Below are 17,982 nucleotides of genomic sequence, written 5' to 3'. Positions count from 1 at the left end.
AACGCCGAGCGCCCCGGAGAAATTGTCAAATAGGAGAGTCCTAAAGGACAAAATCCCCGAGCACCCCAGTAAATTTGTCTAATAAAAGAGCCCTAAAGGACAAAACCCCTGAGCGCCCCAGAGACCCCGTCTAATAGAAGAGTTCTAAAGGACAAAATCCCCGGGTACCCCCTAATGGAAGGTCTATAGTGAAAAGTAGTAAACACACACCTCGGAAAATAAGATTAGCATGGGTCCTTTTTTCACTCGTAAAAAACCCATCTACGATCCCCGATAATCTTAAAGTTTCTCCTAAGAATCCTGCTTATTCTCTTCTTAGACACAGCCACCCTGCACCAATCATGTATCACATGGGTTGTAATTTTCCAATCTGGAAATAGGAGCTTAAACTCCTCCACACTACGCAATACAGCAGATTCAACCTCTTCTTCGTGACCGCATTCGCCACAAACACAATTCTTGCCACGGACAAAAATCGAAAAGGAATGGCACACTTCACAAGTAATACCCTTTCGTAGCTGGTCATAATTATAGGTTAGTAACTTGGGATAAGGAGATTCTTCCATATGAAGTGAAATAAATTTGTCAGCTAGTTTCTCGTGCTTTCCATTTAGTTTTGAAGGGGTCGTGTTTATTTTTTTTAAATAACGATTAGTCTGAGTTGGAAAAATAATGGGCTCGTTACGGGGTGCTTGGTATAGGGTAAACTCGGGGTTGATATAGACCACCCATGCCTCAATGGGCAAGTAAAGCCCGAGATTTTGGAGCAGTTGGCGGAGCAGGGATGTGCTTCGTTTCAACTGGAGAAGTGGATCCTTTCGTTCAGTACCATTTGAGGAATAGAACCTTTGATTTTCGTAATAGTAATCTCCTTCAAAGTTTTTAACCTCGTTCATGTAAATAGTTTGTTGTGTAATGATCAATGAATCAATTTGGAACTTGGTATTGTTGACCTCAAGCAACAGCCCGTTTAATATCAAACAATTGCACTCAAGATTTTCTGTCAATGAATTAAACATCACCTCACCTTCATAGCCTTTTTTAAGACTTAAATAGTTTTGCTTATCATCTTTAGGCAAATTCATCCGTGTGTTTAAAAAGCCTAGAATGATTAAGTCAGGAGGTTTAGTAAGCGGTTTTTTATTCATATGGCACAGCCTTTCTAAATTTTTACATTCCAATTTCATTTTATAAAAAAATACAGTTGCTGTTAGGCTATATGAATGAATATTTTGTTAACCTTTCTAAAAAAACCATTCTTTCAATTATTCAGAAAATTCTTGACAGCGTTGCATCCAGAGTGCTATTATTTTCCTCTGTGACTCTAATGAGAAGGGAAGGGGAAACGATTTGATCCACGTAGAAGGCATAAGCAAATCCTTCAAGATTGCCAAGCGCCAGACTGGATTGCGCCAGGCAGCGAAGGCACTTTTTTACCGGGAACATACGATTGTCGATGCACTAAAAGATCTCTCTTTTTCTATTAATCAAGGAGAGATCGTCGGCTACATCGGCCCAAATGGGGCGGGCAAATCGACGACGATTAAAATCATGAGTGGAATACTGGTGCCTGACACCGGTAATTGCACGATTATGGGTTACACACCTTGGAAAGACCGAACCCAATATGTAAAAAATATTGGAGTTGTTTTCGGGCAGCGCTCCCAGTTATGGTGGGATGTACCGGTGATAGATTCATTTGAACTATTAAAAGATATTTACAAGGTCCCACAGCAAGAATATAAAACTACCATTAATCTACTTATTGAAACCCTTGAACTCGAAGCAATCATGAATTCGCCTGTCCGTCAACTCAGCTTAGGACAACGAATGCGTTGTGAAATTGCCGCTTCCCTCATCCACAATCCGAAGATTTTATTTCTAGATGAACCAACCATCGGTCTCGATGCAGTATCGAAAATTGCAGTCCGCCAGTTTATTAAAACGATTAATAAAGAAAAGGAAGTCACGGTTATTCTCACGACCCATGATATGAATGACATTGAGGCATTAGCTGACAGGGTCATCTTAATTGGGAAAGGGAGCTTATTGTATGACGGTCATTTGGAAGAATTAAGGGCTCGGTTTGGCACACATAAAACGATTACCGCTGATTATCGAAAAAATACAAACCCAATAAAAATTGCTGGGGCAGAGGTGCTTTCGTGGTCACCGGAACGAGTGGTGCTGAGCATTGATACAGAGCTGGTGAAGACTTCCGACGTAATCACCCAACTATCTAGCCAAGTGGAACTCCAAGATGTCGCGGTTGAAACACAACCAATTGAGGAAATAATTGTCCAACTCTATCAGGAGTATCAAATATGAGGGTATATCTTTCAGTTTTGAAGCTCCGTCTTCTTTATGGAATGCAGTACCGTGCCGCGGCACTTGCTGGAGTGGCGACACAATTTTTCTGGGGATTTATCACGATTATGGTATTTGAAGCATTTTATGAATACGCAACGAATACTCCGCCCATTTCCATAAAGGAATTAATTACTTACATATGGCTGCAGCAGGCTTTTCTTGTTTTTATTACGATGTGGTTTCGCGATAACGAGCTGTTTGATCTAATTACCAGCGGAAATATCGCCTATGAGCTGTGCCGCCCTTGTGAGCTTTACGGCTTTTGGTATGCGAAGCTTCTAGCGCAGCGGTTGTCGAGCGCCCTATTGCGCTGTTTTCCCATATTAATTGTGGCTTTCTGTTTACCCTATCCCTACAACATGACCCTCCCGCCTAGTCTCACTACCTTTTTATTATTTCTTGGTGCTTTACTGCTTGGCTTACTATTGTTAGTAGCAATCTCTATGCTCCTATATATATCCGTATTTATTACCATGTCACCAGTTGGCTCCCTGTTAGTATTCTCTGTCCTGGGGGAATTTTTTGCTGGTTTAATTATTCCTGTTCCTTTAATGCCAATATGGCTGCAAAAAATGGCTAATGTACTCCCGTTTCGCTGGACGGCGGATTTTCCGTTCAGGGTCTATTCTGGACATATTCCCCAGAATGAGGCAGTCCTCGGTATCCTCATCCAGCTTGTATATTTAATTGTTCTCGTTTGGTTAGGCAGAACCGCGCTTAATCGTGTTTTACGACGGGTCGTTGTTCAAGGAGGCTGAATAATTTTGAATCTTTATTTTAAGTATTTGCTGATTCACTTCAAGTCACAAATGCAATACCGTACCTCTTTTTTCCTGATGTTGATTGGACAATTTTTTATTCCTTTTGCTATTTTTGCTGGTCTTTATCTTTTGTTTGAACGGTTTGGTCAAATTAAAGGCTGGCAGTTCTTTGAGGTTGCGCTCTGCTTTGCGATCATCCATATGTCGTTCTCTTTAAGCGAGTGTTTTGCCCGTGGTTTTGATATGTTTTCCAACTTAATTGTTAAGGGAGAATTTGATCGATTACTAGTGCGGCCAAGAAGCACGTTTGTTCAGGTGCTTGGCTCCAAGTTTGAATTCTCTAAAATTGGAAGACTATTTCAAAGCTTTATCGTATTAATATGGGCCATAAGCAATCTCCCTATCGAGTGGGGCCTGATAAAAGCAATCACCCTTTTACTTATGATTACAAGCGGCGTTTTAATTTTTACAGGAATCTATATGCTTGCAGCGACCTTGTGTTTTTGGACCGTCCAAGGGCTCGAGGTGGCGAATATCTTTACCGACGGCGGTCGTGAGATGGCCCAATATCCATTAAATATTTATCAAAAATGGGTAGCTCGTTTCTTTACCTATGTGATTCCTTTCGGTACAGTCAACTATTTGCCCTTGATGTACATTCTTGGGAGAAATGAAGGGAATGACCTGCTTTATATGCTAACCCCAGCTTTGGGAAGTCTTTTTATCTTTCCTTGTTTCTTTATTTGGCAATTCGGGGTTAAACATTATCGATCAACGGGATCCTAACATAGGAAGACCACCATGTAGATCATTTTTAAATTAGGAGAGGGTGTATATGTAGGGTGACAATAAAGTTATTTATTTTTAATACCAAAACACGTTTAACCCCGTCCTTATATAAAGAACGGGGTTAAAATAAAGTTGTTTAACTTTTGATATACATTAGTCAGTGCACTAAAAATATAACAATAAAGTCGTATAAATCTAAAGAGTTTTATTCAAGAAAAGCGCCTGATTGTTGAAGATAACTTTATTAGAGAAAAGCACCATTAGTACAATATTATTAAAGTGGTGGATTTTCCACCCCAAAATGAATCCAATCTTCTTTTGGTGGTCCATAAACCCCAAAAGGTTTTATTCCTGCTTGACGCATTAGAACAGTAACTTGTCCACGATGATGAATAATGTGCTTGATTAGTCCCATTAAAATTTGAGCATTCGAATTTTCCCTTCCAAATGCATTTTGCACTTGTTTCAGAGAATCATCTGTCCATTGTTGTTCAATAACTTCGGCTGCATTAGAACTTATTTTTTTAAAGGTTTCAGCGATTTCCTTTGCCGATGTTGGGACTCTCTCACCATTTTCAAAACTATCTACCTTCAACCCGAAATCTGCTAAGAACTCTGGGATATTAGTCGTTAAATGCCACGCAATCCTTCCTAAAGTACGACCTTCTGTATAAACTTTTTGATTTAATGAATCATCCGTTAAACCATCCAACACTTTTTGAGTTAGCATTGCTTCCCAATTCCATTCTTTAATAAAGTCTAAAATCGTTACATACATATTTATTTCCTCCATATTCCATTCAATTGATAATTCTAAGACAAATGTAATGACCTACTTTTTTCAGTTACTCCCATAGCATTTGTTAGGAATTTCTAATTAGACTCGCATCCCCCTTTTCTTTATCTATTTGTGATTATATATTATGATGGTGACAACTTATGTCACTGTTATTTTTTGGAGGTATGCATGTCTAAGGCAAAAAGATTAAATGAAATGATAATGATGGTTAATCGAAAAAAGAGATTTACCGTTAGGGAATTAGCACAAGAATTTGGGGTTTCAAAAAGAACCATTTTGAGAGATTTGCAAGAATTAAGTGAGATGGGTGTCCCATTATATTCTGAAGCAGGCCCTCATGGTGGTTATCAAGTCCTAAATGAAAGAATTCTCCCTCCAATTGCTTTTAGTGAAGATGAAGCTATCTCTATTTTTTTTGCGATTCATGCTTTAAGACACTACATTTCCCTTCCTTTTGATACTGAGTATGAATCTATAAAAAAGAAATTTTATTTAAATCTTTCTGGAGATATAAGAGATGCGATTGATAAAATGAAAGATCGAGTTGATTTTGTATCTGTTTACCAACAGGAAAAGATTCCGTTTTTAAAGCGATTATTAGAGGCATCAATCGAGCAGGCAGTACTTATAATAAAATATGAAAAAAATGGAGAAATAACTAATAGAAGCATTCAACCAATTGGTATTTATGCAAATGGGGGAAAGTGGTATTGTCCATCTTATAGTTTTTTTAGTAAGGATTATCGAGTCTTTAGATGTGATCGTATAAAATCCGTAGAAGGTGATGAAAATAATCACCCTATAGATTTATCAAATATTTATTTAAAAAACCGTTTTAGCCTTATTAATACTAAAGAATATACATACCAATTAAATGTGGAACTAACTAACAAGGGAGTGGAAATGTATAAATCGGAAAAATGGGCAAATATAGAGTTGTCTAAAAGAGAAGATGGTACTGGAATTTTGAAAGGTAATATCTCAAAAAGTGATATTTACTTTTTTTGTAATTATTTTATTACTTTTGGTGAAGAAGCTTTTATTAAAAGTCCATCTGAATTAATTGAATGTACAAAAGAAAAATTAATTCAAATATTGAACCAGTATAACTAATGAAAAAAGTTCTTCAACTATAAGATCCTTCAATAGAAGAAGGGGGTACAATTAGAAAAAACGAGTTTGTACCCCTTCTTGGTGTAGCTTTGAAATAAAGTTAAATTAAATTAACTCTATAAACCTTGATAAAAGAGCAAATAGAAAAAGCGTGTCTTGAAAAAAGTTTGATCAAAACACGCTTTATCCTATTCAATTGAATCATTATTTTATAAAAAAGTTTGATCATTTCTGTGATCATTACCCCATTAAAGCGTCCAACCTTGAAATAGACGCAATCATTTTTAAAAAATCGCGTCCGTTTGTTGAAGAGTAGATTCTAATTTCTTTTGTAAGGATAACTATTTAATTCAGTTGTTTTCTTTTAACCTAGTGGTTCTTCTCCAAATCTTTCCCATAGAACAGGAAATAGAGTTTCCAAATCATCTTCTTCCCAATCAAATTCTATGTCAGTTACTGATTTTAGCCCCTTCTTGTCAAGAGCTTCTAATAACTCATTATGTATATCGTCATCCCATTCAATATCACCCGTCTTTAAAAGCGTATAGGCATCTACTCCAACCGAAAGCAATTCTTCATTTTGAGGGAAGCCTTCATCATCAAGGTTATCTTCATTTATGTATTCTGCTAAAAATTCGGGGTCTTTCAATACCTTGTTATATATTTCTTCTCCCTGTCCAATCAGCCATCCTCTAAAATAGTCAAAAGCATCGTCAGAACAGCCACCCATCAGAACAAATGCCGCTCCCCATAAACGAGATTGGTAACTAGTGTTCATTAATTCTTGAAATAAAAATTCAAAGTCTAATACCTCTTCTAATCCCTTTTGAGCTAATTTCTCTGTTAACCATTCCGCTTGATCAAATTTTCTGGACTTTTCAATTAATCTCCAAAATTCCTTCTTTTCCAATAGATACACCCTTTTCTAAATTAGTTATGAGAGTTATTCAATTTTATCTAACAGAATTCCTTTAATAATAAATTTTTTATAAAAAAATCGCCTTTTTCAAAAGCGTCCTTTAGTTAATAATTTTCCGTATCTAATTTAGGCAAAGCGCAATTGTTTAGGGATACGACTTTTGAAAAAACGGCTCAGTTTTAAGCAACAGACAATCACCTAAGAAAGAAGAAAGAGCAATCTTCTTTTAACTTTAAATATTTATTCATCCTCATCGCTTTCCAAAAAATCAATCATAACAGAAACAAATTCACCAGACGCATCCTGTTTGATATAAACTTGGTATAAGCCATCGCCATATCCTGACATCGCTACCGCACCACCGGGGACGATACCACTTTGCTGTTCAGAAGCAACTGCATCGCAGCATGCAACATAATATTTGGATACATCGTCATCTATCTCAATATCATAAACATTTTCTACTTCATCAATTATTTTTTCATCATCATCAAAGAAAGCGAAATCAAAAATCCCAGCTTGGGCTGAATCGACCGCGAGCAACTGATCGATTGGGACCCATACCCCTTCGGGCTCCGTATTTCCCCAAAAGACTACAAGTTGATGGACAACCTCTTCCTCATTATAAGAAACAGTAGCTGACCAATCCCCTAGTTTAGCTGGCTTTAAAAGAACCTGCAAATCTTCAGTATTTTCTTCGTCGTAACCATAGCAAGGATCGCTTATAATAAGCTTGCCACTCGTCACTTGGAATGTCCCTAGGGAGATTGTTTCATTTTTATATTTAGCAACCTCACGTTCGATAAATTCTTTCAATGATAAGACTACACTCCTAGCCCGGGTTGTTTCATGATCCCAGACATATACTTGACTTTGCATGAACTTTTTTCTAACACGAAAGCATAGTTTATCTCCTGTTCCGTTCTCACCGATCGCTATTAAATCATTTGATAAAGCTTCTTCTCTTTGTTCTAGGTTTTGTCTTACGATATCGTCCCACGTATGTTTTGGATTTAGGCTATCCTTAATCGGATAGAGAATCCAATCGCCAATCTCAGGGTTATTTATCAACATAAAAAGTTCTTTATATTCTTCTGGAAACAGTGCACCTAACTTCTCTTCTGCTGCTTTTATATGTATTTCATCCACTCCCGGTTTTCTTGTTGGGAGCAACTCTATTAGATTTTTCATGATTGACCTACCTTTATTAAAATTATTGGAGAATTATTCGATTTGTAACGTCACTTCTTCACAATCTTCTCAGTATATTTTAACATAAATTTACCAATTTCGTTGTTGAGTGTTATTCAAGAATATGGCCCTTTAATGGAATATGGTATGGCTAGAATTTATTAAACATCTGTATTGTAAATTTAACGATTTTTTTGTAATTAAACAACTTTATTGTCACTCAACAGTATACATATATGTTCAAACACTTTAGAGAAAAATTTGAAACGAAATACAGGCTATGCTATAGTAAAATTATAAGTAATTGACCGAAAAACTAAATTAGTCAAAAAGGAGGGTAGTTTGCATGGCACCCGACAGAAGAAAGATGATTGTTGAAGCGGCGACAAAATCCTTTTCATTATTTGGCTATAAAGCAACGACAATGGATCAGGTTGCAAAGCTTGCCAATGTAGGAAAAGGAACGATTTATACTTTTTTTAAAAATAAAGAAGAATTATTTGAAGAGATTATTTCCACGTTAGTGAAAGAAATGATTGTAGAAGCAGAGGCAGCCATCCAGCCGGATTTACCGGTTACGGAAAATGTTCATCGGGCCCTATATCGCTTATTAGAATTTCGTTCCCAACATCAGCTCATGATTAAGCTGGTTCAAGAGGAAGCGGAGATGGGAACATTAGCGGTTTCAGAAATGCTCCAGCATATGGAAAATGAGATCGTTGCTTACTTGAAGCAAAAAATTGAATTAGCAATTGCAAAGGGAGCCATCCCACCTGCTAACACCGAAATGACAAGTTATCTCCTTTTAAAAATGTATATCGCTCTTGTTTCCGATTGGGAGAGAAATCATGCACCGTTAAGCTCGGAGCAAATCGCCGAAATTATGAAGGTGTTTTTATTGCAAGGGCTTCCGAGGTAATGGTTTTTAGTTGAAAATGAATGATTGTATAAAAGCTATGAAGAAATGTACAAAACCTTTTGAAAAAGTGTACAAAACCTTTTGAAAAAAGTGTACAAAAGCCCATAGAAAATGTGCAAAACACCTTTGAATATATACAAAACTCATAAAAAATTCAAAAAAAACAGACTTGTGTTATTAGCTACACAAGTCTGTTTGCGTTTATTTTTGCATTTCTAGCCATTCATCACGAAGAATCCCCATAATCACACGGTCGTATTTCTTCCCATCGCGAAGAACAGCGTCTCTCATCTGTCCTTCTACCTTAAAACCAACCTTTTCATAAGCTTTAATCGCTTGAAGGTTATAGGAGATAACGTCTAGACCGACGCGATTCAGGTTCAATTCATAAAAAGCATAGCGAAGCATTAAGTTTAAGGCATCGGTTCCATAGCCCTTGCCACGATATTCCGGATTGCCAATTCCAACCGCCAGCAAACATGCCTGATTGTTCCATTCCATACCGTGAAGAGCGACAAAGCCAATTAGCCTGTCATCCTCAATCGTACGCAGTCTGAACTCGAAATTACTCGAACCGTGGCTTTTAGCAGAGTCATGCTCTCTTAAGGCATCAACCGACTTTGGTACAGCAAAATCGGTATCAACGTTTCGCAAATAATCACTATTTTCTTGCCACTTGGCCATTTCCGCTGCATCTGAATCTCTTGGAGCGGTTAATTTGACCAGTTTTCCTGTAAATAAATCATGGATCATCATCATTAGTTCCCCCTACTATTTATTGGGGGCAGTCAGCGCATCTTTCAGGCTATCCTGGGCCCCCGGTTTTACCAGCGATTTCGGATTCCTGCAATGAGCGATAGCATTGGCACATCTCCTCGAATTTAAAGTAACTTAATTATAAGACTTTGTTGAAGATTCAGCAATCTTCATTTTACCTTTACTACTGACGGTATACTCTTCCATTAAGCACAAAAAGGTTCCAAACAGGAAAAGAACCACGGAAGCGGCCGTTATTCCGATTCCAAGCCCTAAAAGAATAGCGTAACCGCTTGCAAAAGGGCTGAATAAAAGAAAAATTAGTCCAAATCCACCTCCAAAGAAGGCTGCCGTTTTAAAGGGTTGTAAATTCTTTAAGTGTTCTTCTTGCATTCCCTCAACTCCTTTATTACTGAATATTCTACCAATTGTCACAAAATTGTCAAACTTTTTCGAAATAAAAGAAGGGGTCTAATAAGGTTTTAGACCCCAAAAAATTATTGTCTTTTAGTAAGGTTTTCCTGTGCCATTTTGACAAGCTCACGGACCATGCTGCCGCCTAGTCTGCCGCCAACCTTTCCGGCCTGTTCAGATGTAAGCTGACCGTTATAGCCTTTTTTTAAGGGAACACCCATTTCTTGGGCTGCTTCAAATTTCGCCTCTTCTGGGCTCCTGGCATGGGCGACTTTTGCTTTCAACGCATCTAAACCATTTCTTGCTTCTGGAACAAGTATTTTATTTTTTCTGGCCATTAAAATCCCTCCTTTACTGTTAGGATTACCAGAGCAAAAAAAATCATCAATGAGGACTAGATAAATCCTAATCTTTCCAGTATAATAACTGGTAATCAAGTTGGGAAAATCAATGAAAAAGAGAGTAATTATCTAGGATGTTTTAGCGAATCAGGGGTGGTGCAAGCCTGATACGGATCAGATAATGAAGCGCACTTTTGAGATGCCTGCCTGAAACTAGTAGGGTAAGTCGGAGAATGCTCCGTTACAAAGGGAAAGCAGGTTCTTTTTGAACAATTAGAGTGGTACCGCGGGATATTCAAACTCTCGTCTCTTTTTATAGAGACGGGAGTTTTTTGTATTTATATATAGAAAATAAGGAGGTCATTTTAAATGAATTTTAAGAAGGAGCTTGCAACTGTTCTTTTTGAACTGCTTAGAAAAGAAATATCATTGACTGAACTGGAACTTATGATTGAAAAACCGAAAATTGCTTCACGCGGTGATTTAGCCTTTCCATGTTTTACATTAGCAAAGTTAAAAAGAAAGTCACCTAATTTGATTGCGCTAGAACTAGGTGAAAAGATTCAATCCCCAACTTTTGAAAAAATTGAAGTGGTGGGGGCGTACCTTAATATATTTTTAAATAAAAAGGAAGTTTCAGAAAAAATTGTCGGCGAAATTATAAAGAAAAAATCCCTTTTCGGATCACAAGAATTAGAGGGCGGAGGCAATGTCACAATTGACATGTCATCACCAAATATCGCCAAGCCTTTCTCGATGGGGCATTTGCGCTCAACTGTTATCGGAAACGCGTTAGCTTTTATTGTGGAGAAATGCGGATATGAACCAATTAAAATTAACCATCTAGGCGACTGGGGTACGCAGTTTGGAAAGTTAATTACAGCCTATAAATTATGGGGCGATGCTGAAAAGGTAAAACAAAACCCTATCAAGGAGCTATTAGCCTTATATATTAAATTCCATGAAGTAGCGCAAATGGACCCGTCACTTGAAGACCAAGGGCGCAGCTGGTTTAAAAAACTTGAAGATGGCGATGTGGAAGCATTACAGCTTTGGCAATGGTTCCGTGACGAATCCCTAAAGGAATTTTCAAGAATTTACGACTTGATGAACGTGCAATTTGATTCCTATGCCGGCGAAGCATTTTACAATGATAAAATGGATCGGGTCGTCAAGCTTCTTGAGGAGAAACAACTCCTGATTGAATCTGATCAGGCACAGGTGGTAGAGTTGACCGACGAACAATTGCCACCATGCCTGATTAAAAAGTCAGACGGCGCAACACTTTATGCGACCCGCGATTTAGCAGCTGCCCTCTATCGTAAGGAAAACTACAAGTTTGTAAAATCCTTATATGTTGTGGGCCATGAGCAAAGCCTTCACTTCAAACAGCTAATCGCTGTGCTAAAAAAGATGGGTTATACCTGGGCTGAGAAAATGGTTCATGTTCCGTTTGGGATGATGTTAAAGGATGGCAAGAAAATGTCGACGCGTAAAGGTAAGGTAGTTTTACTCGAAGAAGTGTTAACAGAGTCGATTGCGATGGCACGCCACAATATTGAAGAAAAAAATCCAAACCTGGCAAACAAAGACGGAGTGGCCAAACAAGTGGGTGTCGGAGCGGTAATTTTCCACGACTTAAAGAACAATCGCATGAACGACATCGATTTTTCCTTAGAGGAAATGCTGCGCTTTGAAGGCGAAACAGGCCCATACGTTCAGTATACATTTGCCCGGGCATGTTCTATTTTACGAAAAGGAAATTGGCAGACTGATGTACCTCCTGCAGCATATCTTGCTGCTTGGGAAAAGGAGTGGAAAGTAACAAGCTTGCTTATGGAATTCCCAAATGCGATTAAACGGGCATGTGAAAACCTTGACCCGTCACAGGTGGCCAAATATGTGGTTGACCTTGCACAAGCATTCAATAAATATTATGCGGAAGTTAAAGTTCTTGAAGAAAATGAGGAGCAGTCAGCACGTTTAGCCCTTGTTTACAGTGTAACCGTCGTCCTAAAAGAGGGCTTGCGATTATTGGGAATCGAAGCACCCGAAGAAATGTAAGTTTGTTTAGTTTCATAATTGGCTTAATATGGTATAAACTATAGCTAGGCAAATCAAAGGGGGTTAAAAGAAATGAGTGAATTATTATTTAAAAGCTTTGAGGTAACGAGGGGATATTTCGTGAAAAACGTGGAAATGCTGGATGAAGGTCTAGTGGACGTGCAGCCTGAAGGTTTTAACAATACGATTCACTGGCATGTTGGCCACATATTAACCGTCGCAGAGCAATTTATGTTTGGTTTCCCAAAAAAATCGACTAACTTACCAGCAAACTATATCGAGTTATTTGCAACAGGAACTAAGCCGGCTGATTGGCATGGTGATGTTCCATCGGTACAGGAATTGACGGCACAGTTAAAAGAGCAAATCAAGAGAATCAAAGAAATTCCAGAGGGAAGTTTTAACGAAAGGCTGAAAAGTCCATTCCTAGGGCTAGAAACCTTTGGCGAACTTGCCAACTTTGCGATTTTCCATGAATCCCTTCATTTAGGACAAATGCAGGCCATGAAACGCGTCATTGAAGCAGCTAATGCAAAATAATTTTTTGTGAAAGGTCGTTTCTACTAGTCGTAGAAACGATTTTTCATTGTCTGAAAAGAAATCATAAATTCTTAATAAAAAAGAGAGGAAGACTTCATCTTATATGGAAAAACAGTTGAGGAAAGAGAAAATATGGACAAAAGACTTTGTTCTTATTTGTTTAGCTAATTTCTTTATCTTTCTTGGATTTCAAATGACGCTACCAACCATTCCTCTGTTTGTGGAAGATTTAGGAGGAAATGATCAATTGATCGGATTTGTGGTAGGGATCTTTACCTTTTCATCCTTACTACTTCGACCGTATGCGGGAAAGTCACTTGAAACAAAAGGAAGAGGCTTTGTTTATTTCATTGGTTTAGCCATTTTTGTCCTTTCAGTCGGATCCTTTGGGTTTTTAACCAGCATCGTTTTCTTATTTGTGATGCGCGTCGTTCAAGGGGTTGGCTGGGGGTTTTCCACTACGGCATCAGGAACGATTGCCACTGACTTAATCCCTGCTTCTAGAAGAGGAGAAGGAATGGGTTATTACGGGCTATCAGGAAATCTGGCACTAGCATTTGGCCCATCTTTGGGGCTGATTTTAACCGGCATCATATCGTTTAAACAATTTTTCCTTATCTGTGCAGGATTAGGACTGATGGCTCTTTTGTTGTCATCTAGAATATCGTACAAAAAGGTCGAGCAAAAGCCGGCAAGGGCAAAGGCTAAACTTGATCTTTACGAAAAAGGTGCTTTGAAGCCTTCGATGCTGATGTTTTTTATCACAGTAACCTTTGGCGGGATTGCTGCCTTTCTCCCATTATATACGGCTGAAAAACATATTGCCGGGATTCAATTGTATTTTTTGCTCTACGCAATTGCACTGATGGTCACAAGGGCATTTGCAGGACAGCTTTATGATCGAAAAGGACATCAAGCCGTCTTTATTCCGGGAACATTGTTAATATTAACGGCAATGATTTTGTTATCGTGGCTCCCTAATAGCACAATTCTATTTGTAGCGGCTGTTTTATATGGTCTAGGCTTTGGAACGGTACAGCCAGCCCTGCAGGCATGGTCTATTGAAAAAGTCCCAAACAATCGAAGAGGCATGGCGAATGCCACTTTCTATTCTTTTTTCGATTTAGGTGTCGGCATAGGGGCGATGGTGTTTGGTCAGATTGGCCACCTTCTTGGCTACAGCAGCATTTATAGTACCTCAGCTGTCTCGATCTTCATTTCCATGCTACTCTATGTCTATTTCTTATATAAAGAGCGGGTAAATGTGGCACAACAAGGATGATAAAAAGAGGTAGAATTAGCGCAATGGATTATGTTTTGTAATGTTACTTAAAGGTATGGAGAAGGATAGCCTCCATGCCTTTTTCTATCCTCTATGAATCAAAAGGTATAAAAAAAGGAAAAATAATATTTGATGAGAGCGAATATCCTGAATTTTACTACTTCCTTACAAAAGGTTGACACGTATGATGCACAATTCTATAATCAGATTTATGTGTGAAAACGCTGTCGATTTTTGTCGAAAAATGTATATTTGTTCTTTCTTTACATCACAGAGATAACAACAGGAAAAGGAGAAAAATATTTTGAAATTTGTATTGTTTTTGGCGGCATTGGTTGTAATCTTTTTGCTTGCCTATCTTGTTAGTCGCGATAAAAAAGGGATAAAGTTTAAGCCGATTGCGATTATGCTCGGTTTGCAGCTGTTATTAGCTTATATACTGCTTAATACAGGAGTAGGGCTTATCATTATTAGAGGAGTATCAGGGTTATTTGAACATCTTCTAAACTATGCAGCTGAAGGAATAAACTTTGTATTCGGCGGAATGGCGATGAAAGGGGCAGCTCCCTTTTTCTTAAACGTTCTGATGCCGATTGTCTTTATTTCTGTTTTGATCGGAATTGCCCAATACATTAGAGTCCTTCCGATCATCATTCGTTTCCTTGGTTTCATTTTAAGTAAGGTGAATGGTCTTGGAAAATTAGAGTCTTATAATGCGGTAGCATCTGCTGTTTTTGGCCAGTCTGAGGTGTTTATTTCTGTAAAAAAACAGCTCCCCTACCTACCTGAACATCGTCTGTATACATTGTGCACCTCAGCAATGTCAACGGTTTCGGCATCGATTTTAGGGGCTTATATGACAATGGTTGACCCAAAATATGTGATTACCGCATTGGTATTAAACTTATTTGGCGGATTTATCATTGCCAATATTATTAATCCCTATGAAGTAACAGAACAAGAAGATATTATCGAAATTCAAGAAACAGAAAAACAATCCTTTTTTGAAATGCTTGGGGAATATATTTTGGACGGATTCAAAGTGGCCATTATTGTCGGGGCGATGCTAATCGGTTTTGTTGCCTTGATCAGCATGATTAATCATCTATTTGCCGCGATTTTCGGCATCAGCTTCCAGATGGCGCTTGGTTATGTGTTCGCCCCACTCGCTTTTATCGTGGGGGTGCCTTCTTCAGAAGTGGTGGAGGCAGGAACAATTATGGCGACAAAATTGCTATCGAATGAATTCGTTGCGATGATGGACTTAGCAAAAATTACTGCTTCATTATCCAGCAGAACAGTGGGGATCATTTCTGTCTTCCTTGTTTCGTTCGCAAACTTTTCGTCGATTGGGATTATTACAGGGGCCGTGAAAGGTTTGAACGAAAAGAAAGGCAATCTTGTGGCAAAGTTTGGGCTTAAATTGCTTTATGGCGCAACACTTGTTAGCTTATTAACAGCTGCGATTACAGGTTTAATGCTTTAATTATATTAACAGCTACATGGTAGATCTAGGATAGTTGATCTAACCATGTGGTTTTTTTTTATTTGATCATGATGAATTTACTCATAATCCCCAAATCTAGGACAAAATAAAATACAGATGTTTAAAAGAAAACACTTCATTTTCATGAATATCTTGTGATAAAATCAATCGGTAATTCTACTTCAAATTTGGTGGGTGAGTCACATGCTCTCTTCTTTTAAGAGACTGCTAATTGGCCGGCCGTTAAAATCGACGGCTTTAGGCGAACAAAAATTAAACATTTTTAAGGCGTTGGCGATTCTGTCATCCGATGCTTTATCATCAGTGGCTTATGGGACAGAACAAATTCTAATTGTACTGTCCACCATTAGCATCATCGCCTTTTGGTACTCTGTACCCATTGCAGCAGGCGTTTTATTTCTGTTAGCAGCGCTCATTGTATCTTATCGACAAATTATCTATTCTTACCCTCATGGTGGTGGGGCATATATTGTTTCAAAAGAGAACCTGGGTGAGAAAGCGGGATTAATTGCGGGCGGATCGTTATTAGTTGATTACATATTGACAGTGGCTGTCAGCATATCGGCAGGTACAGCAGCCATTACATCGGCTATCCCAACTTTACATCAACATACCGTTTTGATTGCCTGCATTCTAGTCGTTTTCATCACCATTTTAAATCTTCGTGGCTTAACAGAATCGGCGACGATATTAGCCTATCCAGTCTATTTATTTGTGGTCGCGATTTTCCTTTTGATTGGTGTTGGTGCTTATAAAATATTGACAGGAAATGTTTCTCCAACTGTTCATCACGCACCAATTGGGGCACCGGTTCAAGGGATTACCTTATTCTTGCTGCTTCGGGCCTTTGCTTCGGGCTGTTCGGCATTAACAGGGGTGGAGGCAATCTCTAATGCGATTCCAAACTTTAAAGACCCGGCACCAAAGAATGCCGCGAAAACGTTAATTCTAATGGGAACGCTCTTGGCTTTATTATTTGCGGGGATTACCTTCCTTGCTTATTATTATGGTATTGCCCCGAGTCATGATGAAACAGTAGTTTCACAAATTGCCAAGGAGACATTCGGACGCAATTATCTTTACTTTTTTATCCAAGGCACAACAGCTGTGATTTTAGTGCTCGCAGCCAATACCGGTTATTCGGCTTTTCCATTATTAGCGTTTAGCTTGGCAAAGGATAAGTATATGCCAAGGATGTTTACGATTAGAGGTGACCGCCTTGGCTACTCGAACGGAATCGTGTCACTGGGGGCAGCTTCTATTTTACTTATCATTGCATCTCAGGGGAAAACGGAGCACTTAATCCCTCTTTATGCGGTGGGAGTATTTATTCCGTTCACGTTGTCACAAACAGGGATGATTGTGAAATGGTTTCGTGAAAGACCGGCTGGATGGTTGGCAAAGCTTAGTGCTAATTTAGTTGGTGCGCTTATTACCTTAACTGTGTTACTCATTTTTTTCATAACAAAATTTGGTCAAGTATGGTTTGTGGTTATCTTTTTACCATTAATTGTATTGCTCTTCCTAAGGATAAATAAGCATTATGAGGCAGTGGGAGAACAATTAAGGCTTTATCCGGATCAACTAGCCATTCCGATTGAGGGAAATGTCATTATTGTTCCGGTAGCAGGGATTACCAAGGTTGTTGAAAACTCTATTAATTATGCAAAGTCATTAACGGATCAAATTTTTGCTGTGTATGTTTCTTTTGATCGTGAAGATGAGAAACGATTCGAAGAAAAATGGGAGAAATGGCAGCCCGATGTCCGGCTGGTAACCTTGCAATCCCACTACCGCAGTGTTCTTCAGCCATTATCCAAATTCATTGACACTGTTGAGCATAAAGCAAGTGAAAATAATTATCGGGTAACGGTGTTGATTCCGCAATTCGTAACTAAAAAGAGCTGGCACAATATTTTGCACAATCAATCGAGCTTATTAATCCGTACCTATCTTATTTTTAAAAAGAAAGTTATTGTGGCCACACTGCCCTATCATTTTAAAAAGTAAATAATGGCAGTTTCTCGATGAGCTTTTTTGTGATAAAATAACCTCATAATTTAATATAACTGGTTTTCTAGGGTTCCGTGGCTTTAACTGGCCAGACTGGTCCGAGAGAAAACGCACAGGAAATGAGCGGATTCAGTCCATACGTTGCCCAACGGGGACTTCCGTTTTCTGTGGACACGGAAGGATAAAAGCCTGGGAGAAATTATC

17 protein-coding genes, 1 riboswitch and 1 other annotated feature are annotated in these 17,982 nt (G+C 38.5%); of the genes, 10 read left to right on the top strand and 7 right to left on the bottom strand.

Features of this window, described 5'->3' with window-relative positions; translation table 11 throughout:
* Positions 1-242: 242 nt before the first annotated feature.
* On the bottom strand, positions 243-1,148 hold the full coding sequence (locus RTR43_RS21830) for a nuclease-related domain-containing protein (protein ID WP_312475200.1): 906 nt from the start codon (positions 1,146-1,148) through the stop codon (positions 243-245).
* A gap of 202 nt (positions 1,149-1,350) precedes the next feature.
* On the opposite strand from RTR43_RS21830, the gene RTR43_RS21825 reads away from it, so the two are divergent.
* Genes RTR43_RS21825 through RTR43_RS21815 form a run of 3 tightly spaced genes read left to right on the top strand, consistent with a single transcriptional unit; the run spans position 1,351 to position 3,917 of the window.
* The gene (locus tag RTR43_RS21825) at positions 1,351-2,328 is read left to right on the top strand and encodes an ABC transporter ATP-binding protein (protein WP_312475197.1); all 978 of its coding nucleotides are present in this window, start codon (positions 1,351-1,353) and stop codon (positions 2,326-2,328) included.
* Positions 2,325-3,128: an ABC transporter permease gene (locus RTR43_RS21820; protein ID WP_312475194.1), complete on the top strand. Its 804-nt coding sequence runs from the start codon at positions 2,325-2,327 to the stop codon at positions 3,126-3,128. The genes RTR43_RS21825 and RTR43_RS21820 overlap by 4 nt, the downstream gene beginning before the upstream one ends.
* A 6-nt stretch (positions 3,129-3,134) precedes the next feature.
* A complete protein-coding gene (locus tag RTR43_RS21815) occupies positions 3,135-3,917 on the top strand; it encodes an ABC transporter permease (protein WP_312475191.1) in 783 nt (260 codons plus the stop codon).
* 277 nt (positions 3,918-4,194) lie between these two features.
* On the opposite strand, the gene RTR43_RS21810 is transcribed toward RTR43_RS21815, so the two are convergent.
* Entirely contained in the window at positions 4,195-4,698 is a 504-nt protein-coding gene (locus RTR43_RS21810) for a DinB family protein (RefSeq protein ID WP_312475189.1), read from the bottom strand.
* A gap of 189 nt (positions 4,699-4,887) precedes the next feature.
* Between RTR43_RS21810 and RTR43_RS21805 the strand changes: the two genes are divergently transcribed.
* The gene (locus RTR43_RS21805) at positions 4,888-5,832 is read left to right on the top strand and encodes a helix-turn-helix transcriptional regulator (RefSeq protein WP_312475187.1); all 945 of its coding nucleotides are present in this window, start codon (positions 4,888-4,890) and stop codon (positions 5,830-5,832) included.
* A gap of 364 nt (positions 5,833-6,196) precedes the next feature.
* Here the strand turns inward: RTR43_RS21805 and RTR43_RS21800 are convergent, their stop codons facing one another.
* Positions 6,197-6,751, bottom strand: coding sequence for a DUF4240 domain-containing protein (locus tag RTR43_RS21800; protein WP_312475185.1), 555 nt, complete (start codon positions 6,749-6,751; stop codon positions 6,197-6,199).
* Between the two features lie 240 nt (positions 6,752-6,991).
* A complete protein-coding gene (locus RTR43_RS21795) occupies positions 6,992-7,942 on the bottom strand; it encodes an SMI1/KNR4 family protein (protein WP_312475182.1) in 951 nt (316 codons plus the stop codon).
* Positions 7,943-8,288: 346 nt separating this feature from the next.
* Between RTR43_RS21795 and RTR43_RS21790 the strand changes: the two genes are divergently transcribed.
* Positions 8,289-8,861 (top strand): TetR/AcrR family transcriptional regulator, encoded by a 573-nt coding sequence (locus RTR43_RS21790; RefSeq protein ID WP_312475180.1) that lies wholly within the window; start codon positions 8,289-8,291, stop codon positions 8,859-8,861.
* A gap of 201 nt (positions 8,862-9,062) precedes the next feature.
* On the opposite strand, the gene RTR43_RS21785 is transcribed toward RTR43_RS21790, so the two are convergent.
* From RTR43_RS21785 to RTR43_RS21775, 3 genes are all read right to left on the bottom strand, one after another.
* Positions 9,063-9,614, bottom strand: a complete 552-nt coding sequence (locus RTR43_RS21785) for a GNAT family N-acetyltransferase (RefSeq protein ID WP_312475205.1) — start codon at positions 9,612-9,614, stop codon at positions 9,063-9,065.
* Positions 9,615-9,752: 138 nt separating this feature from the next.
* A complete protein-coding gene (locus RTR43_RS21780; RefSeq protein ID WP_312475177.1) occupies positions 9,753-10,010 on the bottom strand; it encodes a hypothetical protein in 258 nt (85 codons plus the stop codon).
* Positions 10,011-10,114: 104 nt separating this feature from the next.
* Entirely contained in the window at positions 10,115-10,369 is a 255-nt protein-coding gene (locus tag RTR43_RS21775; RefSeq protein ID WP_312475175.1) for an alpha/beta-type small acid-soluble spore protein, read from the bottom strand.
* A gap of 103 nt (positions 10,370-10,472) precedes the next feature.
* Positions 10,473-10,686, top strand: a binding site (T-box leader).
* 55 nt (positions 10,687-10,741) lie between these two features.
* Between RTR43_RS21775 and argS the strand changes: the two genes are divergently transcribed.
* From argS to RTR43_RS21750, 5 genes are all read left to right on the top strand, one after another.
* Positions 10,742-12,436 (top strand): arginine--tRNA ligase, encoded by a 1,695-nt coding sequence (gene argS, locus RTR43_RS21770; protein ID WP_312475173.1) that lies wholly within the window; start codon positions 10,742-10,744, stop codon positions 12,434-12,436.
* A gap of 72 nt (positions 12,437-12,508) precedes the next feature.
* Positions 12,509-12,976 (top strand): DinB family protein, encoded by a 468-nt coding sequence (locus RTR43_RS21765; RefSeq protein ID WP_312475171.1) that lies wholly within the window; start codon positions 12,509-12,511, stop codon positions 12,974-12,976.
* Positions 12,977-13,079: 103 nt separating this feature from the next.
* Positions 13,080-14,258 carry an MFS transporter gene (locus tag RTR43_RS21760; protein ID WP_312475168.1) on the top strand — a complete coding sequence of 393 codons (1,179 nt, stop codon included), beginning with the start codon at positions 13,080-13,082 and terminating at the stop codon, positions 14,256-14,258.
* A 304-nt stretch (positions 14,259-14,562) separates the two neighbouring features.
* Entirely contained in the window at positions 14,563-15,744 is a 1,182-nt protein-coding gene (locus RTR43_RS21755) for a NupC/NupG family nucleoside CNT transporter (protein ID WP_312475166.1), read from the top strand.
* 204 nt (positions 15,745-15,948) lie between these two features.
* Positions 15,949-17,775 carry an APC family permease gene (locus RTR43_RS21750; RefSeq protein WP_312475164.1) on the top strand — a complete coding sequence of 609 codons (1,827 nt, stop codon included), beginning with the start codon at positions 15,949-15,951 and terminating at the stop codon, positions 17,773-17,775.
* 56 nt (positions 17,776-17,831) lie between these two features.
* Positions 17,832-17,976: riboswitch (guanidine-I (ykkC/yxkD leader) on the top strand.
* Positions 17,977-17,982: the final 6 nt, after the last annotated feature.

Source organism: Neobacillus sp., from assembly GCF_031988165.1.
Classification (GTDB): Bacteria; Bacillota; Bacilli; order Bacillales; family Cytobacillaceae; genus Neobacillus; species Neobacillus rhizosphaerae.
Note: the sequence above shows the minus strand (reverse complement) of the source record. Positions and strands in the feature narration are given on the sequence as shown.